16 protein-coding genes are annotated in these 26,808 nt (G+C 41.0%); 11 read left to right on the forward strand and 5 right to left on the reverse strand.

Features of this window, described 5'->3' with window-relative positions:
• Positions 1-53: 53 nt before the first annotated feature.
• From H8744_RS02350 to H8744_RS02385, 8 genes are all read left to right on the forward strand, one after another.
• The gene (locus H8744_RS02350) at positions 54-1,139 is read left to right on the forward strand and encodes an EpsG family protein (protein WP_262433313.1); all 1,086 of its coding nucleotides are present in this window, start codon (positions 54-56) and stop codon (positions 1,137-1,139) included.
• 5 nt (positions 1,140-1,144) lie between these two features.
• Positions 1,145-1,978, forward strand: coding sequence for a glycosyltransferase family 2 protein (locus H8744_RS02355; protein ID WP_262433314.1), 834 nt, complete (start codon positions 1,145-1,147; stop codon positions 1,976-1,978).
• Between the two features lie 97 nt (positions 1,979-2,075).
• Positions 2,076-3,239, forward strand: coding sequence for a glycosyltransferase (locus H8744_RS02360; protein ID WP_262433315.1), 1,164 nt, complete (start codon positions 2,076-2,078; stop codon positions 3,237-3,239).
• A 7-nt stretch (positions 3,240-3,246) separates the two neighbouring features.
• Positions 3,247-4,260, forward strand: a complete 1,014-nt coding sequence (locus H8744_RS02365; protein WP_262433316.1) for a polysaccharide pyruvyl transferase family protein — start codon at positions 3,247-3,249, stop codon at positions 4,258-4,260.
• Positions 4,261-4,329: 69 nt separating this feature from the next.
• Positions 4,330-5,055: a WecB/TagA/CpsF family glycosyltransferase gene (locus H8744_RS02370; protein WP_262433317.1), complete on the forward strand. Its 726-nt coding sequence runs from the start codon at positions 4,330-4,332 to the stop codon at positions 5,053-5,055.
• 65 nt (positions 5,056-5,120) lie between these two features.
• Complete coding sequence (locus H8744_RS02375; protein ID WP_262433318.1) at positions 5,121-6,077, forward strand: NAD-dependent epimerase/dehydratase family protein; 957 nt, start codon at positions 5,121-5,123, stop codon at positions 6,075-6,077.
• Positions 6,078-6,107: 30 nt separating this feature from the next.
• Positions 6,108-7,052, forward strand: a complete 945-nt coding sequence (locus H8744_RS02380; RefSeq protein ID WP_262433319.1) for an MraY family glycosyltransferase — start codon at positions 6,108-6,110, stop codon at positions 7,050-7,052.
• A 61-nt stretch (positions 7,053-7,113) separates the two neighbouring features.
• Positions 7,114-7,209 carry a smalltalk protein gene (locus H8744_RS02385; RefSeq protein ID WP_262436253.1) on the forward strand — a complete coding sequence of 32 codons (96 nt, stop codon included), beginning with the start codon at positions 7,114-7,116 and terminating at the stop codon, positions 7,207-7,209.
• Between the two features lie 203 nt (positions 7,210-7,412).
• Here H8744_RS02385 and H8744_RS02390 read toward each other — a convergent pair whose 3' ends face one another.
• The 4 genes from H8744_RS02390 to dnaE form a co-directional block, all read right to left on the reverse strand.
• Positions 7,413-9,737 (reverse strand): GH92 family glycosyl hydrolase, encoded by a 2,325-nt coding sequence (locus H8744_RS02390; protein WP_262433320.1) that lies wholly within the window; start codon positions 9,735-9,737, stop codon positions 7,413-7,415.
• A 125-nt stretch (positions 9,738-9,862) separates the two neighbouring features.
• Entirely contained in the window at positions 9,863-10,198 is a 336-nt protein-coding gene (locus tag H8744_RS02395; protein ID WP_262433321.1) for a hypothetical protein, read from the reverse strand.
• Positions 10,199-10,226: 28 nt separating this feature from the next.
• Complete coding sequence (trxA, locus tag H8744_RS02400; RefSeq protein ID WP_262433322.1) at positions 10,227-10,541, reverse strand: thioredoxin; 315 nt, start codon at positions 10,539-10,541, stop codon at positions 10,227-10,229.
• A 104-nt stretch (positions 10,542-10,645) separates the two neighbouring features.
• Positions 10,646-14,443 carry a DNA polymerase III subunit alpha gene (gene dnaE, locus H8744_RS02405; RefSeq protein ID WP_262433323.1) on the reverse strand — a complete coding sequence of 1,266 codons (3,798 nt, stop codon included), beginning with the start codon at positions 14,441-14,443 and terminating at the stop codon, positions 10,646-10,648.
• A 164-nt stretch (positions 14,444-14,607) separates the two neighbouring features.
• Between dnaE and H8744_RS02410 the strand changes: the two genes are divergently transcribed.
• The 3 genes from H8744_RS02410 (at position 14,608) to H8744_RS02420 (ending at position 16,362) form a co-directional block, all read left to right on the forward strand.
• The gene (locus H8744_RS02410; RefSeq protein ID WP_305067422.1) at positions 14,608-15,294 is read left to right on the forward strand and encodes a phosphatidylserine decarboxylase family protein; all 687 of its coding nucleotides are present in this window, start codon (positions 14,608-14,610) and stop codon (positions 15,292-15,294) included.
• Positions 15,295-15,304: 10 nt separating this feature from the next.
• A complete protein-coding gene (locus H8744_RS02415) occupies positions 15,305-16,012 on the forward strand; it encodes a CDP-alcohol phosphatidyltransferase family protein (protein WP_262433325.1) in 708 nt (235 codons plus the stop codon).
• 62 nt (positions 16,013-16,074) lie between these two features.
• Positions 16,075-16,362: a DUF4834 family protein gene (locus H8744_RS02420; protein ID WP_262433326.1), complete on the forward strand. Its 288-nt coding sequence runs from the start codon at positions 16,075-16,077 to the stop codon at positions 16,360-16,362.
• A 478-nt stretch (positions 16,363-16,840) separates the two neighbouring features.
• Here H8744_RS02420 and H8744_RS02425 read toward each other — a convergent pair whose 3' ends face one another.
• Entirely contained in the window at positions 16,841-26,632 is a 9,792-nt protein-coding gene (locus tag H8744_RS02425) for a LamG-like jellyroll fold domain-containing protein (protein WP_262433327.1), read from the reverse strand.
• Positions 26,633-26,808 lie beyond the last annotated feature (176 nt).

The following is a 26,808-nucleotide window of genomic DNA, read 5'->3' on the forward strand; positions in this document are numbered from 1 at the left end:
TCCACTTCATTGGCTATGTTTGCTTTTAGAAATTTACATACATACGTTTAGCTATGATAATTTACTTTATTTTATTGTTGTTTCTTCTATCTAATATTAGCAATAATAAAAAAAAATCATTTGCAATACTTTCATTTACTTTATTTTTGATAGGTTTTCTCAGGACGGACAGTGTTGGCACAGATGTAAAATCATATTGTAATTTATTTGATGGTATAGCTGCAGATTTCTTCCATATTGACAGTTTGCAATTAATGTATAGTGATATTGAATTCGGTTTTATTTTTCTTATTAAAGCCATTAAGCATATATTTGATGATTCGATGACGATTGTAAGAGTGTTGTTTTTGTTATCATTTGCAAGCCTTTATTATTGTATTCTAAACTTATCGACAAAACCAATCTTAACATTGTTTATTTACTATTCGTTGTCATTCTATTTTTTTTCATTTAATGGTATTAGACAAGCATTTGCAATATCATTGTCTCTATTGGTCATTACAATATTTTTAAAACATAAGCTTAGCCTAAGAAATGCCATTATTTCGTCATTATGGATTTTAATTATCGCTTTTTTCTTTCATAAGTCTCTTGTTGTTTCAATAATTGTCCCATTTATCTTAAAATATACTCATTCTAAATTTCTATCTAACAACAAGTTAGTTTTAACATTAATTGTTAGTTTATTAGCTTCGATCTTTTTAAGTAGTTTATTAGTCAGGGCTATTTCTATGTTAGATATTTCTTTTATGGGTAGTGATAAATATAGTTCATATTTGGAAACCGTTACTGTTCAAGAAAGTTTTTCTTATTTCTCTAATACGCTTCATGCTCTATTTGCTATTTTTCTTTTATATACAACGCATAAAAGAAATCCATGGCTTCAAATCTACGCTATAGGCACTTTAATCCTTGTCCTACTAAGCCCGCTGTCATGGCTGTTTATTAGAGTGTCTGATAATCTAAAGATATATATTATTTTGGCTCTACCTTTTATATGGCAAGAGTGGAAAAACAGCAAAAATTCAGTAATGTATCAAACAATTACCATTTTTTACTGCCTTGTTTTATTTGTAAATAGAATTATGGATGATAATTTTAAAGATGTAGTGCCATATGTATGTGAAATATTTAAATAGAAAGTATGAGAATAACACTGATACAGACAGCTGGAAATAGACGTAATGAATTAATACGCTTTATCTCTACACTACATTTACAATTACATGATGCAAGTTTTGATATAGAATACATATTCGTTGATCAAGCAGATAATAGAGATTTGTTTGTGGATATTGAAAAAAGACTGCATTTTGTATATATAAAGACCGATAAATGTTCGTTAAGTCATGCACGTAATTTGGCCATTCCTAAAATAACAGGGGATATAGTATCCTTTCCCGATGATGATTGTTGGTATCCAAAAAATCTTTTGAAAAAAGTCATAGACGTATTTATGGATAATATATACGATGGGGTTACAGGTGTGGTTACAAATGAGAATGGTATTAAATACAATAAGTATCCTGTTAGCTCTAAAGAATTATCAAGGAATAACCTCTGTGGAGCATCATCAATATGTATGTTTTTAAAGTATGATAAATCTTTGACGTTTGATGAAAATATAGGAGTAGGCTCTAAATATGGAATAGGGTCAGGAGAAGAAAGTGATTATTTGATAAGATACATGGGAAAGAATCATAAGGTTCTATTCACTCCTCTATTAATAGTTCATCATCCGATACACGCATTGTCAAGAACCGATAAATACTTACAAAAGACATATTTATATGCTATAGGAACTGGATATATTGCCAAGAAGAATCATTTGAATATGCTATATATTTTTAGTCTTTTATTTCGACCGTCTTTGGGTATTCTGCTGTTTCTGTTAAAAGCAGATTTTTATATGGCGAAAAGATCTTTGAGCATTTTGAGAGGAAGGATAAAAGGTTTAGCTACTCCTATTATAAAATAATATGAAGTTTAGGTTGTGCTATTTGAAACAGGTAATTTAATTTTTGAATTTTAAATTTTCCCTCATTTATATTCACGATAATATCATTAGTCTAAATATGAATATACTTTTTTTATATAGAATATACCCCAGTTATGGAGGTGTTGAGGTGGTGACTACTGTGCTGGCGAATGAGTTTATAAAAGATGGACATAGAGTTACAATAGCATCTTTTGAGAGAGGAAAAGAAGGGCTTTTAGAGCAATTGGACAAGCGTGTCTTTTTATTACATCTTAATAGAAGTGTCTTATCTTTACACAATATGAGAAGGATGAAATGTTATTGCAAGGTTAATAATATAGATGTTATTATTAATCAATGGGGGCTTCCTTTTTATACATCTTTATTTTTGAAAATTGCAGTTCCCAATATACCTCTAATTTCTGAACTCCATGGCTCCCCTACTGTTACAAAAACACTATTGACAACTAAAGAGAAAATATTCATGTCTAAGACTGTATTTGATAAATTAAAGCATCGTCTGGTTTTATTTTTCAAACGATGTGTAATAAAATATGGGCTTAGATATAATTTGAGAGTAAATGATGCATATATTCTTTTATCACCATCATTTATTCCTGTCCTAGAAACATTTATTGGAAAACACAACAATAAAATACTGTATGCGATAGGAAATCCTATAACGGTTAAAACTGACTATAATAACTATTCTACAGAAAAGACCAAAACCTTACTATACGTTGGACGAATGGATTATGCTAATAAAAGAGTTGACAGAGTTGTTGATTTTTGGATTAGATGTCATAATAGATTACCAGAATGGAATATGGTTTTAATAGGAGATGGACCATATAGGCAAGCATTAGAAGAAAAGGCTAAAAATTTACCTAGAATAGAATTTAAACCTTTTGCTGTAGATCCCCCCATTGAATTTTATAAAAAAGCCTCTATCTTATTGTTAACTTCTGATTTGGAGGGATTTGGACTGGTAGTGATTGAGGCAATGAGTTATGGTGTAGTTCCTGTTGTTTATGGCTCTTATGAAGCTATTTATGACATTATTGATGCAGGGAAGAATGGTATAATAACAGGTTATCCTTTTAATGAGGAGGAATTTGACAATAGTGTTATATCACTGTGTAATGATAATAAACAAAGAGAATTGCTGGCAAACATGGCAGTAGAAAAAAGTCTTGTATTCTCAATAGACTCTATAAAGACACAATGGTATACTATTATCAATAATATAATAACAATCTGATTTTAGCATGAAAGTAGGTTTGTTTACATCTGTATTTTTTAACAATATAGGTAATGCATTTATAGATTTAGGAACAGAGGTTCAGATAAAGGCTGCTTTGCCCAAAGGAGCCGAAATAATTAAAGTTAGTCAATGCGCTAATTTTGCAGCCTCATTGGGCAGAATGTTCGCAATAAAAGAAAATCCTATTGTATATTGGTTTTGGATAAGAATAATGCAAAAATTTGTCAATCAACTCCATGATAAGACTTATAAAGCTGTTAGTACATTAGATGTACTTAGTCCTGCAAAAATTGCAAAGATAGATTATCTCGTAATCCCCGGATGTGTTTTAACAGTCCCATTCTTTGTGATTTTTGGTAAATTTTTGGAAGAAAAGAAAAAGCAAGGATGCAAGCTGATTTTTTGGGGCGCAAGTGGTAATTATTATACAACGGAAGAACAAGATTGTACACGAGAGTGGCTCAATAAATTAAAGCCATATGCAATATCTTTTAGAGATAGTGTAGCATACAATCACTATCACACATATGCAGATAAAGTATTCAATGGTATAGATAATGTATTTTTTGTAAACCGCATTGGGGTACCAAAAACAGAAACGACATTAGATCCTTATGTAATACTTAATTTTGATCTTCCAAAGAATAAAAATATAAAGAAGCAATTAGCTGATAATCTAGGCAATAATATAATATATACCGATCATAAGCCATATCCATACTCTCAAATTAGTAAATTAGCCAAAAGAAATATTATTTGTTCTGATTATCCGTTAGACTATTTGTTTTTATACAACAATGTAAAAGAAACATATTCTGACAGGGTTCATGCATGTATACCTACTCTTTCCTTTGGTAATAAAGCTAGAATCTATTCTGATAGTCCAAGAATTGCCCTTTTTGAAAATGTAGGTATAGATTTGGAGGCTTTAAAAAGCAAGCCTGTATCATTGGATCCTCAACAACTTTATGATCTTCAAGAAAAACAAATTTCGTTTTTAAGAAATATCTTAGTATAGCTGATAAATCACATTCTAATTTTTTCTTTTATAGAATAAAGCAACAATAGTGATAATAAATCCATAGATATGATCAAACAAATTTACCAAATTTTTTATGATAAACTCCCCAATACTCTTAATGATATTTTACCTGTATATGATAGATGTAAATTAGTAACATGTCTGAACCCGTATTATCTGGTAAAGCTAACCCCTATAGACTATTCATTGTATGAAAACTTTGACTACATTCCTTCAGATGGGATGGGACCAATTAAGTTAAATAAATATTGCGGTCATCAGAAATCCATTAGATTATCTTTTGACTTGTCTGCAATGGCTGGTCCTGTTTTTCGAGATATGATATCCCACAATGAAAGTATGTATGTGTTAGGAGCAAAACCAGGTGAGGTGGATAAGTCAGTACAAACTATAAAGCAAAATTTTGAAGGAATCAAAATTGCAGGTTTTCATCATGGTTACATTAATGACTCTAAACAGCAAATTATTGAGGAGATTAAAATGAGTGGCGCTAAAGTGGTTATTATTGGTATGGGGGCTCCCATGCAAGATGAGATGGCAGTATTGCTTAAAAATAGTGGTTATATTGGATCTGTGTATACTTGTGGTGGTTTTATACACCAAATACAAGAAAATATAATGTCATTTCCGGAATGGTCTAATAAATTAGGGCTACGTTGGATGTACCGTTTATTTACACAAAGAGGGATGCTTAAGCGATTACTCCAAACTTATCCAAAATTCGTCATTACCTATGTCTGGTTTCTCCTATTTCAAATAAAGAAGACATAAACTCTCAATCTCAACATAATCATATCATTGATTTTGGGAAAGTTTAATCTATAGATAATAAATAAATGAACATACTTATCACAGGTATCCACGGCTTCGTGGGCACCAATTTTGCCATGTCCCTCAAGCAGCATGTGCTTTATGGATTGGATATCATTGCTCCTCCAAAAAATGGAGTAGTTAAAACCTTTTCATGGAAAGATATCGAAACTACTTCTTACCCTTTACAATCACTACCTCCATTCGATGCTATCATCCACTTAGCAGGCAAGGCTCATGATACCAAGAACCAATCAGCTGCACAGTCTTATTTTGATATCAACACTGGTCTTACCCAGAAGATATTCGATTTCTTTTTGGAATCGTCAGCCAAGAAGTTCATCTTTTTTAGCTCTGTGAAAGCTGCTGCTGACAGTGTGGCAGGAAATATGTTGACTGAAGATGTAATTCCCACACCGGTTGGCCCTTATGGGGAAAGTAAAATCAGGGCGGAAGAGTATATACGACAGCATCTTTCAAAAGAGAAGCAAGTTTACATTCTTCGTCCTTGCATGATTCATGGCCCCGGAAATAAGGGGAATCTGAACTTACTTTATAATGTAGTGAAGAAGGGTATTCCATGGCCCTTGGGCGATTTTGAAAATCGTCGTTCGTTTACTTCGATAGATAATCTTTGCTATGTACTAGAGGGGCTGTTGACCAGGGATGTAGCAAGTGGTATCTACCATATGGGTGATGATGAAGCAATGTCTACCAATGAATTGATCGAGACGATGTGTGAAGTGATGGGAAAGAAGCCACATATCTGGAAGATGAACCGTAGAATGATGGAAGGGTGTGCCGAATTGGGTACGTTACTGCATTTGCCTTTAAATACAGAGCGTCTTCGTAAGCTTACGGAGAATTATGTTGTGAGTAATGCTAAAATAAAAAAGGCATTGGGTATTGAAAAAATGCCATTTACGGCAAAAGAAGGATTGGTGAAAACGATTCGAAGCTTTCTAGACTCTGGAAAAATATAACGGGATTACGTATAATAAAAACAATAGGTTATGTATTATCTTATCATATTGGTTCTGCTATTTCTGGCAGAACTTTTTTATTTCCGTATAGCCGATAAATGCAATATAATCGATAAGCCCAATGAGCGTAGTTCGCATACCCGGATTACTTTGCGCGGAGGCGGGATAATTTTCTATTTTGGTGCTTTGGTCTTTTTTCTGACGAACAGTTTCGAATATCCTTGGTTTATATTGGCTTTGACTTTGATTACCTTTATCAGTTTTGTGGATGACATTCGTTCCACTTCTCAAGGTTTGCGCTTGGCGTTTCATTTCTCGGCCATGGCATTGATGTTCTACCAGTGGGGAATGTTTGCCTTACCTTGGTGGACTATCCTTGTGGCACTGATAGTCTGTACGGGTATCATTAATGCATATAACTTCATGGATGGCATCAACGGGATTACCGGTGGCTATTCGCTTGTCGTTCTATTGGCATTGGCATATATCAATAAAATGATTGTACCGTTCGTGGAACAAGGATTGATTTATACGATAATATGTGCAGTATTCGTATTCAACTTCTTCAATTTCCGGAAGAAAGCGAAATGCTTTGCGGGCGATGTGGGCTCGGTAAGTATTGCTTTTATCATTTTGTTTCTAATAGGCAGATTGATAATTAAGACAGAAAATTTCAGTTGGATGATTCTGCTTGTTGTTTATGGGGTAGATAGCGTGTTGACTATCATTCATCGCCTGATGCTTCATGAAAACATCGGTTTGCCACATCGGAAACATCTGTATCAAATTATGGCGAACGAATTGAAAATACCCCATCAAATGGTTTCATCGGTCTATATGGCAGTGCAAGCTGTGATTATTGTGGGGTATCTATATCTCAGACAGGAAGGTTATTGGTATCTGTTGGGAAGCATTTTAGTACTGACTGCCATCTATATTGGGTTTATGCATAAATACTTTCATTTACATAGGTGAGATGAGGAGGTCATTATGCCTTTATTTTACAGAAGTGAATCATTAAAAATGGAAAATGAAGATGAAAAAAACGCTTTGGAATACGATTTTGAAAGTTGTGATAGCTATTGCAATCACTATTACCGGAATATTTGGAGGACAAGCGATAATGGCTTAGCCAACATGTAGCAAAGACTAAGTGTGAACAAAAAATCTCCCGGGAGTTTCAAAGAATGAAACTTTCCGGGAGATTTCTTTTGTGACTATATTCCACCAAAAGTGTATATACTGTGATTCAGAGAATAGGTACGTAAGTATCCTTTTAGTACTGTATCCGACAGAAAAATTTTCTTGGTATAACAAATATCCGACAGAAAAAAACTAATTCGACTCAGCCGACAATGAGTAAGGCTTTTCTTCTTCTTTATATTTCCGTTTATTCGGCTTGTCGCTCATTACAAAGCGCAGCTCACCACCTTTCACAACATCCGCATGATTCAGATATGCCTTCGTATAAGGTTTGCCATTGAGATAGATAGACTTTACGTATTTATTTGCCGCGGATAGATTTTCTGCCTTTACCCGGAAGGTATTCCCATCCTCCAACTGCATCTCTATTGAATCGAGTGCCGGAGCCCCCAACACATACTGATCGCTGCCGGGACATACAGGATAGAATCCCATCGCTGAAAAGATGTACCAAGCCGACATCTGGCCGCAATCATCATTCCCACACAAGCCATCGATACGGTTCTTATACATTTTATCAAAAACCTCCCGGATGCGTTCTGCCGTCTTCCAAGGTTGGGAAGTCCACATATATAAATAAGGAACGTGATGGCTCGGCTCGTTACCATGAACATAACTGCCTAAAATTCCTTCTGCCGTTACATCCTCGGTATGTTCATAAGCCTCAGCAGGGAGATCTTCCGTAAAGAGGCGATCGAGGCGTTTCACAAATTCCTTATCACCGCCCATACAAGAGATTAACCCTTTGACATCATGAGGCACGAAGAATGAATAATTCAGGGAGTTCCCTTCAATAAATCCTTGTCCGTGAGTATCGTACAGGTTGAAGTCCTTCTTCCAGCTTCCATCAGTGTAACGGGGAGATACATAACCGGTTGCCGGATTGAACATCTTCTTATAGTTCATCGCTCTCTCCTTATAACGGTCGGCTACCTCCTTATTCCCCATCGCTTTTGCCAGATGATAGATCGTCCAGTCATCATAAGCATATTCTAAGGTAATGGAAGCGGCACTCTGGTTCTCTTCCAAGGGTACATATCCCAATTTCATATACGAAGCAATCCCATCATAATAAGATAAAGTGGAACTGTTCAACATAGCTTCCAATGCCTGTCCATTATCCAATACAATCCCTTTCGTTATACCGTCCGACAAAAGCGACACGGCATGATAACCGATCATGCACCAGTTTTCATTTCCCATATGCGACCATATTGGAAGGGCTTTATGCACACTTTGCCCATAATGCTTCATCAAAGAACCGAGCATATCCTTGCTTTTCCGTGCATCCATCAGGTTGAACAGCGGATGAAGTGCCCGGAATGTATCCCACAAGGAGAACACGGTATAGTTTGTAAATCCGTCTGCCTGGTGAACATTTCTATCCAACCCGCGGTAAGCACCGTCAACGTCCATATAAACGGAAGGATTGATCATCGTATGATATAAAGAGGTGTAGAAACTGGTCTTGATATCTTCATCACCTTCAGCCTTTATGACAGAAAGCGCTTTCTCCCATTTTTCAGTTGCCAGCGCACAAAGTTCGTTGAATGATTTCCCGGCAGTTTCCGCGCGGAGATTCTTCAATGCGCCATCGGTACTAACGGCAGAGAGCGCCACTTTTACTTCCAAAGGAGTGCCATCGGACATATCGAATACAAAATAGGTCTTAAGTTTTCTGCCTGCCATATCCGGAAAGTCATGTTCCATATCGAATCTGCGCCAGAATCCTTTATATACGCTTTTATCGCTTACGTCTTTCCCTCCATATCGAAGTATAGGGCGGGAAAAAGAGATGGCGAAATAAACCTGATTCATACGCGCCCATCCGTTCGTTATCCGGCAACCGGTCAACAAGGTGTCATTCTCTACCCGTAAATTACTCCATAGCACTTTTCCATCATAGTTATAGATACCATGATCCAAGTCGATAATCACATTTCCTTCTCCTGCCGGATAGGTGTATTTATGAATACCTACACGCTCGGTAGCCGTCAATTCCGCTTTTACTCCGTAATCATCAAGAAAGGCGGAATAATATCCCGGACGGGATACTTCGTTCTCATGCCGATAAGCCGAACGGTAGCCTGAACGGGTGTCTTCCTTCACTCCCGGATTCAACTGTATCGCACCGACAGTAGGCATCAGTAGGATATCTCCCAAATCGGAATGCCCCGTACCATTCATGTGGGTATGGCTGAAACCAACGATAGACTCATCCTCATATTGATAACCGGCACAATAACGATAGGCATCCTTCTGGTACACCCCGCCCACATTGTGCGGGATCGTATCCGTATCGGGACTTAGTTGCACACTCCCATGCGGAACACAAGCACCGGGAAAAGTATGTCCCATGTCTTTCGTTCCAATCAATGGATTCACATAATCTGTCAGTTTCTGGGCTTGCGCGGACAAGCAGAGCAGTCCGGTGGCAATTAGCAAAATTCGTCTCATAGTTTTGTCATTTTATCCGGCGAATATACAAATAAAATGAGGAGCAAGGCAAGAACAGGATATAAAAAAAGAGGCACAAATATTCTTGCACCTCTTTCAATTGTATTATTAAAGTCTGGAAACGGTTATTCTACTTGCCCCAAAGAATTTCCATACTCCATTTCTCCTTGCACAACAAACAGGATTTCTTCAGGATCGTACTCTCCCATCTCGTCCTTCTTGCTTTCCGTCACAATGTAGTCAACTACTTTATCCAAGTCGATATCTACATATCCTTCTTCATCGGGCTGTGCGTCCAGTATACCACTCTCGGAGTAGTATTCATCGATCAGGTCGAGGAAATAGTAGAACTCATCATCGGAGAACTTTTCCTTCAGTTCCTGAGGCAAATAATTTTTGATGAACTCGATGGTCTTTTCGTCATCGGCATCAGCGAGTAAAAAATCGTCTTCCAGTCCCATAGTTCTTAATTTAATTATTATTGAAAGCTTATAGTAATTTCTTCACTTTCTCTTCAAATACAGATTTAGCAGCAGACCCAACCTGTTTGTCTACCAGATTACCATCCTTGAAGAACAGTACGGTCGGAATGTTGCGGATACCGTACTCGGCAGCCATATCACCATTTTCGTCAATATCGCATTTACCGATAAGCACTTTTCCTTCATACTCTTCTGCCAACTCGGAGATGAAACCGCCTACTACCTTACAAGGACCACACCAAGGAGCCCAAAAGTCAACAACAACCGGTTTTCCTTCGGCAATAATTTCCTGATAGTTGCTGTCTTTAAATTCAAAAGCCATAATTATAAATAGTTTAATATTAGAAATTAATAGTCAAGAGGCATAGGCTCAAATTTACTTTCACATTTCTGCCACAACCTCTTTTGTTTACGTTGCAAATATACTTAATTAATTCGAAACTCCAGTTCGGGACGCTCTTTTAAATAAGTAATCAAATCTTTTCCAACCGACAATTTCACCGGACGGGATATCAGGTCGACATGCATCTTCTCATCCTTATCCATCACTTTGAAATACAATTCCGTGTTTCCGAGGTGTTCTTTCGTCAGTGATGACAATTCGGCTACCAAAGCGGAATTCAATACCGACAAAGGAATGAGTATCGTAATTTTCTCGATCAGCTTCTCCTTGACATCCGGCAACAACTCCATAGAGGTTATCTTAATGTCCAATTCTTCAGGACGCCACTGTTTGGGCTGGCAGCGTGCCTTGATAAATAAGAAAGTCCCTTCTCCGAGATACCCCTGATAAGTCACCCAATCATTTCCGAAAAACGGCAGCTCCACCGAACCCGAATAGTCTTCTATCTTTGCAATACCATAGGGATTGCCGTTCTTGCTGATTCCCCGGCGAACACTAGTCACAATGCCCCCCATCGTTATTTCGCGTCCGGCTAAAGCAGCTTTGTCTTCCAATTCCGCCATGCGTGTGTTACAAACATGATCCAAGACAATGGAATATTCATCCAGCGGATGCGCTGAAAGGTAGATTCCCACCAAGTCCCTTTCTTTATTCAGGCGCTCCAAATCCCCCCAACGTTCGGCAGGAAGAATCTCGGGAGTGGCGATATCGATCACATTTTCACCGCCAAACAGGGAATTGACGGCAGCAGATTTATCCGTCTGGTAACGGTTACCATACCGCATCAGGGTTTCAAGGAAGAGTTCTCCCTTCGAATTGACTGCAAAGAATTGCTCTCGTTTCAATTCCGGGAAACTATCAAAACCGCCCGATAAAGCCAGGCATTCCATATTTTTCTTATTACAAGCATTCAGGTTGACACGTTGTACAAAGTCGAATATGCCGGTAAACGGCCCATTCTTCTGTCGTTCTTCCATGATGCTCTGTACGGCAGACTCTCCCACTCCCTTCACGGCTCCCAAACCGAAACGGATATTGCCGTGCTTGTTTACCGTGAACTTCAGATTACTTTCGTTCACATCCGGTCCAAGTACCTGAATGCCCATCGCCTTACATTCGTCCATCAGCTTGGTAATATCCGTGATGTTGGACAAACTTCGACTCATGACAGCAGCCATGTATTCCGAAGGATAATTGGCTTTCAGGTAAGCAGTCTGATATGCCACCCACGAATAACAAGTCGCGTGTGATTTATTGAACGCATAAGAAGCAAACTTCTCCCAGTCAGTCCAGATCTTCTCCAGTACCTTCGGGTCATGACCGTTTTTACGTCCTCCTTCGATAAACTTCGGTTTCATATGATCCAGCTTATCACGGAGCTTCTTACCCATGGCTTTACGCAAAGCGTCAGATTCACCACGTGTAAAGTCTGCCAACAGACGTGACAAGAGCATGACCTGTTCCTGATACACCGTGATGCCGTAGGTATCTTTCAGGTATTTCTCCATCACCGGGATATCATATTCGATCGGCTTCCGCCCGTGTTTACGGTCGATAAAGTCGGGGATATAATCCATCGGTCCCGGTCGGTAAAGGGCGTTCATGGCAATCAAGTCCTCGAAAGTAGAAGGTTGCAACTCACGAAGGTATTTTTGCATGCCGGCAGATTCAAACTGGAACGTACCGATGGTGCGTCCGTCACTATATAATTTATAAGTAGCCGGATCGTTTATGTCGATTTTATCAACATCCAATTCAAGCCCCCTGCTCAAGCGTATATTCTCGACAGCTTCTTTGATGATAGATAAAGTTTTCAGTCCGAGAAAGTCCATCTTTATCAGCCCGGTATCCTCGATCACCGAACCTTCATACTGCGTCACCAGCATCTTTTCGCCTGTTTCTTTATCATCTGCGGTACTTACAGGTACCCAGTCGGTGATATCATCCCGGCAGATGATCGTTCCGCAGGCATGCACACCCGTCCCCCGCACATTGCCTTCCAACATAAGCGCATATTTCAGCGTATCCCTTGTCAACGGGTCGGGAGATGCCTCGGCAGCTTGCAGTTCCGGAACGTAATCTATTGCATTCCGCAAGTTCAACTTCTTATCAGGGATTTTATCGGGTACGAGCTTTGCCAACCGATCCGATTCGGATAGCGGTAACTTCTGAACGCGTGCAACGTCTTTAATGGCAAGTTTCGTAGCCATCGTACCATAGGTGATGATATGGGCAACCTTCTCCTGACCATATTTATTCGTCACCCAACGCAACACTTCTCCACGGCCGTCATCATCAAAATCCACATCGATATCAGGTAAGGAGATACGGTCGGGATTGAGGAAACGTTCAAACAGCAAATCGTACTGTATCGGGTCGATTTTCGTAATTCCGAGACAGTAAGCCACTGCCGAACCGGCAGCCGATCCACGTCCGGGACCCACAGATACGCCCAGCTCCTTCCGTGCAGCATTGATAAAGTCCTGCACGATGAGGAAGTATCCCGGGAACCCCATTGTCTTCATGATGTGCAGTTCGAAGATTATTCGTTCACGGACTTCATCGGACAAAGGATCGCCATACAAGGCCTTGGCTCCATCGAAAGCCAGTTTTTTGAGGTAATCCGCCTCCAACTTAATACGATATAGCTTATCATAGCCACCCAACCGCTTGATCTTCGCTTTCGCATCATCTTCGCTCAATACTACATTCCCATTCTCATCGCGGGTGAATTCATTAAAAAGATCTTCTTCCGTATATTTTTGTCGGTATCCCTCTTCCGTACCGAATTCCTCGGGAATGGCAAAAGTCGGCATGATAGGTGCATGATCGATGGAATAATATTCCACCTTATCGAGAATCTCCAGTGTATTACTCAAGGCTTCGGGCACATCAGCGAAGAGTTCGTTCATCTCTTCACGAGTCTTCATCCACTCCTGTTTGGTATAGAGCATACGCTTCGGATCATCCAAATCCTTGCCCGTACTCAAACAGATCAGGCGGTCGTGCGCCTCGGCATGTTCCGCATTGACAAAATGTACATCATTCGTACAAATCAGTTTGATATTGTACTTCTTCGCATACTCTACCAGATGTTTATTGACGTTCACCTGTAGAGGATAGGCTTCATGATTGGCACGAGGCGTGGTTGCCTTATGCCGTTGCAATTCCAGGTAATAGTCGTCACCGAAAAGATTCTTATACCATTGAATGGTTTCTTCCGCCTCATCAAGCAAACCCTGAGTGATCTTTTTCGGAACTTCGCCTCCCAGACATGCCGAACAAATAATCAAGCCCTCATGATATTTCTGCAACTCGTTCCGGTCGGTACGCGGACGCATATAATACCCCTCCGTCCATGCTCTGGAGACAAGCTTTATCAGGTTATGATAACCTTTTTCATTCTTGGCAAGTACAATCAGGTGATAACCGCTTTGGTCGGCTTTCCCCTCCTTTTTATCCATTGTGCGGCGTGCCACATACATTTCACAACCGATAATCGGTTTGAATAATTTAGCTTCCGCTTCCGCTATCTTTGCTTTGCAGGCAGCTATTTCCGCTTCTTTATCCTCGCATTGCACTTCACCGGCCTCTATGGCGGCAAGACGCTTTTTCTGATCTTTTATTTCACCCTTCGGGCCTCCGTTCTTCTTATTGACATAATTAGTGAACTCCTTGATAGCGAACATGTTTCCATGATCTGTCACGGCAATGCCCTTCATCCCATTCTTCATGGCTTTATCGACCAATGCACTCACGCTGGCCTGACCATCCAGAAGGGAGTACTGGGTATGGACATGTAAATGAACGAAATCCTGCATATTAATTGATTAATGATTTTTGAGCGATAAAAGTACAACCTCTTGGGGTTACTAACAAAAATAATATCTAAAAAGTTATGAACAGAATCATTTCTCCCTTCATTTACTTGTGGGATTTTCAAATTAACTATATTTTTGCAGACAATTATCATCATATAGCACACATGGGTCGACTAAAGAAATTAAAAAAGATACGCATCCACCGGGAAGGAACACACATTCTATGGGGAAGCTTTTTCCTGCTGCTACTCATTAATGCGGCCTTTTACTGGGGGATTGATTGCAAAATTCCATTCTATCTGGTAGCTTTGACCAGTATCATTGTCTACGGATTGATGATGAACTTCTTTCGGTGTCCCATCCGCCTCTTCGGAGAAGATACAGAGAAGATCGTCGTAGCACCCGCTGATGGGAAAATCGTTGTTATCGAAGAGGTGGACGAGCATGAATATTTCCACGACCGCCGGATTATGGTATCCATTTTCATGAGTATACTAAACGTGCATGCCAATTGGTATCCAGTAGACGGAACAGTCAAAATGGTATCGCACCATAACGGGAAATTCATGAAAGCGTGGCTACCGAAAGCAAGTACAGAAAACGAACGTTCGACGATCGTCATCGAGACTCCCGAAGGAGTGGAAATCCTTACCCGCCAGATAGCCGGAGCCATGGCACGGCGCATCGTCACTTATGCCGAAGTGGGTGAAGAATGTTATATAGACGAACACATGGGATTCATCAAATTCGGTTCTCGTGTAGATGTATATCTCCCGTTAGGAACAGAAATATGTGTTTCAATGGGACAATTAACTACCGGCAATCAGACCGTCATCGCCAAACTGAAATAAACAAACCATAATGACAAATTCCATCAAGAGACATATTCCGAATACTGTTACCTGCCTGAACCTGTTTTCCGGTTGTATAGCCTGCTTTATGGCTTTCCAAGCCCGTTACGAGTTGGCACTTACCTTTATTATATTAAGTGCTGTATTCGACTTCTTCGATGGAATGCTGGCACGTGTACTCCATGCATTTTCTCCTATCGGCAAAGATCTCGACTCCCTTGCCGATGACATCAGCTTCGGAGCCGCGCCCTCATTTGTAGTATTCTCTTTATTCAAAGAGATGCATTATCCGGGAAGCATGGAATGGCTTGCTCCTTATTTGCCTTATGCCGCTTTCCTGATTTCCGTCTTTTCTGCCTTACGATTGGCTAAATTCAACAACGATACCCGCCAGACCAGTTCGTTTATCGGACTTCCGGTTCCGGCAAACGCTCTGTTTTGGGGAGCTTTGACAGTAGGTGCGCACGATTTCCTCATTTCTCCTGCCTGCAATCCCTTCTATCTTCTAGTGGTAGTACTTTTATTTTCATGGTTGTTGGTATCCGAAATACCGATGTTCTCATTGAAGTTCAAAAATCTTTCCTGGAAAGACAACAAAGTTAGTTTTATATTCCTTATCGTCTGTATTCCTTTGCTTATTTTCCTTGGAATTAGTGGATTCTCAGCAGTAATCGTATGGTATATCATACTTTCACTTTTTACAAGAAAAAATAAATAAACAATCCTTTTGGCACGTTTGTTGTAGAGTAAGTTTCAAACAACGTATAAAACTAATAGTCCATGTTTCACCTTTTAGGATTTTTATTCATTATCATCATAGCCGTATTAATCATCGGTGTTGCTATAGTAGGCACTTTCCTAAGGACTATCTTTGGATTGGGACGCCGCACTTCCTCTCATCAACAAACTTACCAACGATCATCGCCTCATCAGGAATCGTCAGATTGGCAGAATATAGATACTGGAGAAGTACCTGAAGACGCTCCTAAAGAGCCACGCACCAAAAGACAGCATAAAAAGATATTTGCAAAAGACGAAGGAGAATATGTCGATTTTGAAGAAATATAAACCTGCCAAATCGCCAACATTCATTCTTCTCTCTCTCTTCATTTCTAATTTTCAGAAAGCAGAAAAGTGATCTGATTGCCAACCGTTATTTTGTAAATAATAGTGCTTCTGCCCACATAAAACAGTTTTCCGGCACATGGATACGGATTAAAATTTCAAACAACTGATAATCAAAATTTTATAAAGCAAGTTTTACCTCGGTGATGAAGGGCTTCCTCATCGGTGAGGAAGAGCCTCTTCATCGGTGAGGAAGGGGGCCTTCATCGGTGGCCTCCAAGGTGTTCCTCCCGGACATGGAAAATCATCAGTTTCAAGTCTGCCATTTGTCAAATAAAACCAAAAGAATGTACCAAAAGATGCCGCCTCATTTTCTTATTCTAATAGCGGCTTTTACTCTTGGTACATTCTTTATTTAGACCCCTGTTATCTTCATACACAGCAGGACATCAACTCATCATACTACGACCAGTCAGCTCCCTCATTTCTTTATAATGCGTCGGATTACTCTTCCATTATCTGTCACAAGTTCCAATAGATAATGTCCTTCCGGTAATCCTATCAGATCGATTTGCCCATCGACCAATTTATCTGTATGCATTAACACTTGGCCATTCAAATCGAACAAACGCAGACGCTTAAGTTCGGTTCCTTCCAGATGAATTTTTAAATAACGCTTCGTAGGCACAGGATATATCCGAATGCCCGAAGTTATGTCCGGAATAGACATAGGATCTTTAACCGTCAATATATATGGCGATTCGAAGCTACCGACCATTTCATCAGAAACAAATGAAAGAGTCTGCTCCAACGCTATTTCTTTTTCTTCCTTGGAGTCGAAATAACGGAAAGTAAGTTTATCGCCATTCAGATCTCCATAGATATAAATGACAAAAACACTTCCTTTATCTTCAACTTCCCTCAACACACCTACTCCACGACATTCATCACCGACAAATACTCCTATTTCATCCTGTGCCGCAGGAACAAGTTCCGGAACCACGGCTATCATCGACATCGTATTGGGATAGCCATACATGTCCACTTTCCAATGCGTATTTCTCAAATTCTTTCCATGCACAGTTGCTTGTGATTTTATACGGTTCAGAATCGTGGTCGGATAATAGAAAGTCCGTTCTTTCGTCGCTTTAAACAAATAACCGTTACCTGGTTGCAAAACTTCCAGCGTGCCTATCCATCCCAATTCGGAATAGTAAACGGCAAAGCCCTCTTGTCCTTTCACCATTTCGCCTTCTCGAACATCCGCACCTGCAAATGCCTCCTGTGGAGAGAGAGGAGCCACCGCTGTGTAACCGATCCAGTTCCAACCATAACCCAGCTTGTTGCTGATGCGCAACTGGATCGGATGTTCTGCGGGAACAATTTTACGCCCGGAAATAGTCAACTCCTTATCCTTTTCGGTTTTAATCTTATACATCTTTTCGATAGCCAGCTCATAATCCGGATCGGTCATCGACTCAGCTCCTAAATCGGACAGGCTTTGTCCATCCTGCCCTTTCAGTACCTCAATATCCTTATACGAGAAAAGTGCGCCTACACGTTTGTCCACCGGATCGACTGCCAGGGATGTCCACGTCCACCCCTTATTAAGCGTGATGACTTGCTCACGTTCCTCATGGGTGACAAAGTGGACAGGTTCGGATGCAGTACCCAATATACCATCGGCAACAAAACTCAGATTGTCAGGAGTGACATTGGAAAATACCGTACCCGTACTCGCATCCCACACCTTAAACACAATGGGGGATTGCCGTATTTCATCTTTCGTATACAAGTTCATAAATACCAGATAGTCATTCCGATTCTTTCCGATGGGACGCGGAGCGGCAACAGAAATACAAATTCCGTCCTGGAAGGCAGCAATGCTATCTTCCGGGTCTATCGACAACTCACCGTCAATACGTAAATCGCCCAAGATGTTCATGGAAGTCTTCTTCGAGAGTGAAGGATCCACCTTCCAGTTGGGACCTTCGGCATAAACTTTCACATTCAGTTTCAGAATCTCCGCCATTCCGTTTTCGGTATTGGTGAGATAAATGGTCTCATTATATGTACCGATGGCAAGTTGCGGATCGATGGTACAAGTAATAATTTTCTTAGTTAACGGATCTAATATGCCGTTATCAGTATCCATCGTTAACCACCAAGGCACCCCTTCCATTTCGAACAATTGGCTGGAAGAAGAAAGATTAACAATCTCCAGTTTCACTGTTTGCGGTTCATAAAGCCTCTTTTTCAGACTTACCTCTTTTTCCATCCATCCCATCCGGCTGTTCAGTACGAATACATTCCATGACTGAGTGCCCGACATCAGGTTGCCATAGATGTCTTTGATGCCATGCAAGCTGACGGTGAGATTGCGTTTCTCAATATACTTATTATCCACTGTAGGAACGATGACCAATTGCTTGTCGGATGCTATAAATTCCGAGTTTACTTCCTGCACGCTACGTGTGTCACGGATCAACGGAGCCACATCGGCATAGACCGGATCTATGTAGACCTGCTTTCCTACAACATAATTTATCACATCTTTTGGCTGTGCTTCGGCATCCTGTGACTGATTGGTAGCAACAATCCTGCCTTGGTTATCCATATCATAACGTTCGAAGGGGAAATACAAATCGAGACCCGACTCATCACCCGACAGTTTGACATGCATAAACTCTTTGATAAGCTGTGCCGAACGGCATCCCTTCCATACACGCAATTCATCGAACCTTCCGTTAAGTTTGCTGCTCGAATGAAGAGAATTCAATGCTTCCACCCAGCATAATGAGCCCAAGCTGATATACGGATTGTTCATGCCTCCAAACTCACTACCCAAAATATGATAGCGCAAAACACCGTCCAACAAGACATTCGCATATCCGTAACGATCGACACTCAAAGCAAAGTGATGCCACTGTCCATCGAAATAATCCGTATCTTCATCTATTCGATATTTCAATCCATTGCTATAGAGTAATAGCCCCTCGTCTTTATTTATACGCACCGACAGCGCCCCTGCCCTGTTGTTATCCGTACCCACATCCGTGCCGTCGCCTTTTCCTGCGGAGAAAAGGGCAGGTTCCTGTTCCTGCTGCGATGGATCGGCCGAGAAGAAAAACTCTATTGTAAAATTGTCTTCAGGTGTGAACACCCCTTTCGTAGAGCAAGCATATGCTAACGGATGGTCATCCGTACTCAACACCCGAACGGACTTACCGACAGGATCGACAAATCGCCCGCACTCCAGTTGCAAATGCCGTGAAGAAGCTTTATCCTGTACAACATCACCGGACATCTCGTCCATCAGCCAATAATTATTCAGTCCCGGTTCCTTGCCGGAAAGCAATACGCTTTGCGAAGCATACACATCGGCTGCAATGCGCACTTTGCTCCAGATACGAAAATCTCGCATACGACCTTTGAATCCCTTGGTTTCTTCTGGCAATTTGGCAAGATAGATGCGACTTCGTCCGCTGGAAGGCGTGATCGGAAGATTATCAAACACCGTCAAATTGGTCTGATCGTAAGAAACGAAAGCCGAAAGTAAAAAGTTGCCTCCATTATTACGGCAACTCACTGCCATGTGTTGCCAAGCAGGAGTACCTTGCGAATCGGTAGGCGGAACAATACTCGTTTCGGACACATATATCTCTCCACCACTGACAATGCGCAATTTATCGTCTACCGTATAACCTATACGGAAAGGTAAGCGGGTATCGGTGATAATCACATCTTCCTCATTACCAGCCGTACGTTGTAACCAAAGTTCGATAGTAAAATCTTTATCTTCAAGATTCAGGGTGTCAGTGGTATATGCCATAGATGACTCCCCGTCAAACTCCAACCCACAATTGTTCGCCACTTTCGTACCGTTCAGTACACCGGTAAGTCTCACATTGGCCGGACGCAATTCACCTTGATTGATGGGTTCGTTAAAAGTCACCACAATCTGCTTGTCAGGAGTAAGAATGCCACCCGACGGTTCGAAGCTGATAATCTTTGGAGTGGTCATATCTTTAACAATGGTCACTACATCTGAAGTATTCTCCACCGGAATACCGGAAGCCATGCAAACGGATGACACCCGTACTTCGTATCGGCCATCCATCATGTCATGCATGTCGATCGTATATGAGAATTCTTTCTCCTCAATCAGGTATTTGTTCTGTGCCGTTTCGTCTGCCAAAGTCGCTTCATCTATACAATATACGGCATGGGTAGTCCAGTCATTACTTCCCTCCAGACGAGTTTGTACTGCTATCTTCTTGAAGTTCTTATAAGTCAGGTCATAATTATCCACCCGCACGGTAAGTTTATCTCCTGTGGAAGTATTCAACACATCATTGTTGCGCGGTGATGTCATTCGCAACGGTGAACATGACTGACGATAGTGTATCGAGAAAAACGCTTCATCAAAAATCTCTCCCGAAGCTACACCGTCCGCAGATTTCTTGCCAAAATACTGACAAGGAGAATGGAAAATCAACCCAATATTTTCATAATGCAGGGAGTCAATACGGTTAGGAGAAAACTTCACCTGCTTCGTAATGGTCTGTCCGGCAGGCACCGTTATGTCAATACCACCATTCAAAGGATTACCATCCAAAGTAATATCCGCACCATAAGTCTTGCTTTCACTATCCAGTGTCAAAGTATAAACCCGGGTCAAGTTAGCTTCGGAAGCATTACCCAGTTGCACATTCAACAAGACCGGTTCACCATTTGTGACATCCGTATTATCAGCGTTTTTGATAGATATTGTCGGCTTTTCCACTTGCAATGTTCCGCTGGAAAGAAGATGCTTCTTTTCCGGCTGATAGAACATCGTATGCTCAGGTTTCTCCCATGGACATGCACTCTGCCCTCCCCGGAGAAAGAATACCGGTGAATATTTTAATTTACGTTCTTTCTCCTCAGACTCTACAGCATCATCAAATCCATATAAATCGGTAGAAAAATAAGAAAAGGCGTTATTCTCTTTCAGAGTAAACTGATAGGTAGAGGTGTTAGATGAATCATAAGATGCCGAAAATTCGGGATTCACCTTAAGGCTCATCGTTTTCTCTTTGCTGCTTTTATAAGCAGCGTCCACATCAGCCTCCTTTATCATAGTAATATTCACTTTGAAAGTATATTCAAAAGAAGTGGAACCATGATAAGCGGAAGAATGGTATTTAGATGTAGTCCGTGAAATAGTACTTCCCGAATCGAAAGAGATATTTTTGGGAGTAATTCCCTTTTTTCCTTCAATTGCTTCCACTTTCTCTCTCTCATTATCTTCGATAGCTAAATACCAATTTTCAATCATTCCATTATAGTAACCGATCGAGTCTATATAGGCTACCACTTTCGAACCATTGAACCATTTATATGTTCCCTCCTCTCCAAACTGCGGGTCATCACCCTTCAATGGGGTCACACACAGAGGATATAGTCCCGTATTAGTGAAGCTAACCGTATCAGTTTCTGCTATTAACAATCTGTTCCGCTTTTCACGTAAGTCAGGTATCACTTCACCAAGCAATTGCTTTTGCGAATAAATGAACTCCGTATCAAACTCTATCCCCATTGCATCCTGTTCTTTCCGACCTATTGTCCATCCGTTTTGTTCTATCCCGATGCTATTTCCCTTTTCCAACTGTTCTATGGCAAACAGATTGATACTATTCGATTCGGCAATATTTATATTGCTGCTATACCCGATGTACAGATCTCCATTGGCACCGACATGTGCATCGTCCGATCCGGTAGATATCGTAGAAGTGGCAGTCTTAGTTGTCGTAAGTGTTGCTCCATTAGAAGTATCCGATACAAACTCGCTTTTTATATTCTTTTTAGCCGTCTCGCCAATCTTTGCAATAGTATTCAAAAAGCCGGTACCAAAAGACGAGTTCGATTTCACTCCAACCTCCAAATCAGTACCGAATCCTCCGCCACCGCCACCGGTCAAGGAAATATCGAAAGTTACACTTGTTGCATCGTTCCTCGTATAAGTGGCGAAGCTGCCCGAACCCGGAGGGTCTCTCAACACTGCTGTCACGGCATCGGGACCTTTAGTCACGAAATTGGCTCCCGGTTTCGGCAATGAACCGAGAACATAAGCTTCCAAAGGTTCTTGCTCATCACGCCAGTTGAACACCGTACCATCGGCAGTCTTCAGCGAAAGATTAAAATCCAACTTATAACTATCCTCCGCCTTGGAAGCATTCCGGTTAATATTCGGAAAACCGGCTATAAACGTATATATTCCATCAGGCAATGAATCCAGCGGAATTTCCAATGCATCGCCTTTCACCGTACTTCCATCCGCGTTGGCTTCCACCAAACCTAAGTTATTATGAATGGTGAGAGTCGCCCCTTCCACCAGTACCTCGGTCTCTAGGGACGGATTATGCATATTCGTATAAACCTCATTTGCCATGATACGGAAATTATAAGTTTGTCCTGTACGGAAAACAGGCGCATGGAACGTATATTCCAATTCTTTATATACACTCTCCGAATCTTCTTCAGATTTCTCCACCATCCGGTAAAAATACAATGAATCTTTCTCTGATACAAAACGAATCGAATCACCGAACGCCCCTTCTTTCGCACCTAAGTCTATTACGGCAATCTGTGGCATTTCATAATGTGTGAATTTCTGGATCACATTGCATTTTAATGAGTCTGAGGCAAGCATTCGTTTACCATCTACAGATACAGAGTCTTCCCAATACTGCACGGGGGCATATTGTGTCACCTTTGACAAGTCCAATGCCACTTGCGGATCACCGAAATAATTCTCTGCCAATCCTTCTATACCCTGTACTTTAGGCCGGGCAGTAAATTTCTCGGGAATCAGGTAAGAGAGAAATTCACCGGAAAGGGTATCGGTTTCGATCAGGTAATAATCAGAGTAACGGGTGATGCGTGAAGCCGCCTTATCTCTATGGCCAAAATACACTACAGACTCTCCTCCGATGAAACCGGGAAGCGGATAGCCTTTCTTCTCCGGATATAGATAAATTTCAGTATGCCCTACATTATTAGTACTCTCACCAAAGCCGACATCACGCCCCGATTCGGTTTTACCTCCGGCTATTCGTCCTGCCAATGAAGCACGAGTAACGTCATAGAAACGCAAAGGCATCGTCATATCCGCCTGATAATTCTCAGTCACACCTTTGGCTGGATAATAACCTTCTTTCTCGAACACGTGCCCATCCTTTTTCACGCTGATGGTATGATTACCGATAGGTACGTCTATCGAAAAGTGTCCTTGCGCATCGGTAGCAGCCAACCCTCCTTCATGCATGACACTTTGTCCGTCAATGAAGATATTGACACCTTCCACGGGAAAAAGATCGGTACTTGCCAGATAGGACGAATCACGATACATCACATAGCCTTCAACTTTAAAAGAGGATTTATCGGTGAAGTCAACGTTGTTGATAACCGTGGCATCATTGGCACCAATAAATACCGTCCGTTCCGAGGGAGTGAATACATGCACGCCTTTGACGGGAACAATGGAGTAAGTGGTTCCTTGACCTTCATAAGGGATACCGCACACCTGATAATTTCCCTTTTCATCCGTAATACCACGGAGCCAAAACTGATTTTCGGTAGGTGTCACATCCGAGCGGGTCACATTGTGCAATGTGCCCTGATTCTCATTATACTTGTTTGCATTCTCATACGAAGAGTCGTAAAAATCACTTTCAAGATCCTCGTCCATACGCCAATAAGCACACAATCCCGCTTCTTTTCCTGAAAGTGTACGGCCATAATCACGCATAATTTCCCCTTGAGTCAGTGCTATGTTCCAAAGCCGTACTTCATCGATCCATCCTAAAAAGCCATAACTACGGAGAGCCTTCTCCGCCTGCAAGTTCCCCAATGTGGCAATTCCTTCTTCAATATATCCAAAGTCGTAACTTTCATTTTTCACGGAAGCAACCTGTTCGCCATTGAGATAGAAACGCAGAGAATCTGCCGCCACAACCAAACTGATGTGGTTGTACTGCAAACCCGAGACAGAAACCGATGTTTGCAAGTCGGCAGTAAGAAGTGGAGTAGTCATATCGTCACCTTTGCCAAAACATAACTTTTCACCATCCATCCATAAGGTGTATTCACCCGCCTGGTTGTAAATGACCGAACGTTTGTCGTCAGCCCAGTTCTTGGCAATCGGTGCAATCCAAGCCTGCCACGTCATCTCATTGCCACTTTCGACTGAAGGGTGTCTGGTTTTAAAACAAACCGTTGCGTAGGAAGCGTCTTTCTGTCCGTCCGTCTGTCCGTCTGTCAGGTAATTACTAAACAACAAGCTTCGCCATCCCATCGTTTTACTGATAGCATCTTTGACATACATCATACAACTCACATCTTTTACAGCATCACCTGTACCGAAATTCACTCTTCCGGTGATGGTGGCCAACGGTTGTACAAATCCAATCACATCTTGTTCAAGCGCTGCCGTCACCCGTGTACCTCCACAATCGAAAACAGCTTGCAAAGCGTATTCGTAATACGCCCCGGCATTAGCCCCCCTATCTTCGTACATCATCACATTCTCCATACCTTTTATGCCTGATTCTATGATCTGATAATTGTCGGAACTTCCCGCTTCACGCCTTAAAATGGTAAATGTAGTTCCATCTGCCGGAAGTGCCTTGATTTTCCAACGGGTCGTCACTTTATCGGGATAAATGCCTTGAGAAGTTTGGAACGGTTCCGCAAACTGAATGCTGGTAGTGGCAACTACCGGTTCCGTTTCCCTACTCCGGAAAACGACACTCTTCGGATGGATAACTTCGACTTCGAGGCAATAGGTATACAAATCACAAGTAGGAGCCTCATCCGTATAAGAGGTAGCATCTGCACTCAGCGAAATAACAGTCGATTTATTGGTTTGCAAGTTTTTGCGAATCAGAGAAAGCTTCTCGTTGGAACACAATGTTTTTTGCCACGACAAAAAGAACTTTCCCATACCTTCCCCCTCTTTTACTTTAATAGAATCCACATGTACCATAGGGACATCGCTCTCAGGATTACGAATCGTCCATTCCACTTCGGAATAAGGATCATGCTCGCAATCGGCAGTTCCATTTTTTGTCCCTATATTATGGTATAACCGATAATAGTACGTCTTTCCGATATCGGTGGATGCATACATCTTTTCCGTATCCATGAATGCTCCCGTTGAAAAGCGTTCAGTTCCATTCGCCGTAATGCAGACGGGCGATGTAAAATCCTTGTTATTGGATCGATAGACGGCAATATACGTATCCTTTGTTGCAGGGAATTTATCGGAAGCTGACCATGAGAGTACGATATATCCCGCACAACGATCATAATAGGCTTTCAACGGAGACAGTTCGTAACCTGATACAGATCGCGTATCTGTCAGCGTCTGATACATCTTATATCTATTGCCTTCTCTTTCAAACGTGACTTTTGTGTTCAGTGTGACATTTTCATTGGGCAGCATCTGCAACGAATAGACGTTGCTGGCTGCTCCGGAGAACTGTTTGATGTCGGTCTTTGCATTACTATATTGAACAGAGACCTCGGTTTTGCCCGTTACATAACCATCCGTCCTTCCATTCTTGATGTCAACGTTTAGAAAAGTTCCGTCTTTCCATTCGGGAGATACAGTAATTCCCGTAGAAAAAGGTTTGACGGTAATCGTATAATAAATAGAACCATCCCTGTAACAACGTCCGACACAGTCTCTGTCCCAGCAATAATCCACTCTTACATCATACGTTTTACCTGGTGCATCCGCTGGTAAATACCATCGAAGTGTACTCCAATATTGATAAGAGGTATTTTCAAGATCACCAAATCCCGGATTCTTACGAAAATCACTCGATTTAGTGGCTCCTCCTACCCGTTCCGCATAGCCTGAGATTTCTACATCTTTATATTGGTCTTCAATATAAAGGTCTTTGGTCGAATGCGCACCTCCGTTACAAACATAGAGATAATCTTTATTACTCCCTGCCTCACGAAAATAGATTTTGAAATTACGCATACAGTCATAATAGCCATACACATCCGAATTCATCAACTTCCATTCGATAGAATTGCTGGTAACAGGGTCAACAGTCAATGTTTTTCCCTTGTGATCACTTCCGGCTCCATAGAGGCGGATATGCTTGTTAGCATCAAAAGCGACATTAGCAAGCACAAATTCCGGAAGAAGTAAGCAGCCCATCATGAATAAAATCTTGTAAAGTACTGTCTGTTTTGTCTTCATTCGTTTTGTTCTCATTTGGTCTATTCCTTTTTATTAAATTACTCTTTTATACACAATAGATATTTGGGGTAATAAAAGTACGGGAAATGCAAGAATAAGGCAAAAACAACCGATATACAATTCGATTTACAAATTAAAACAGGATTGATTTACAAATAGATACAAACAGAATCAAAGAGGCAAAAACAAAA

It is taken from the genome of Jilunia laotingensis, assembly GCF_014385165.1.
In the GTDB taxonomy this organism is placed as follows: domain Bacteria; phylum Bacteroidota; class Bacteroidia; order Bacteroidales; family Bacteroidaceae; genus Bacteroides; species Bacteroides laotingensis.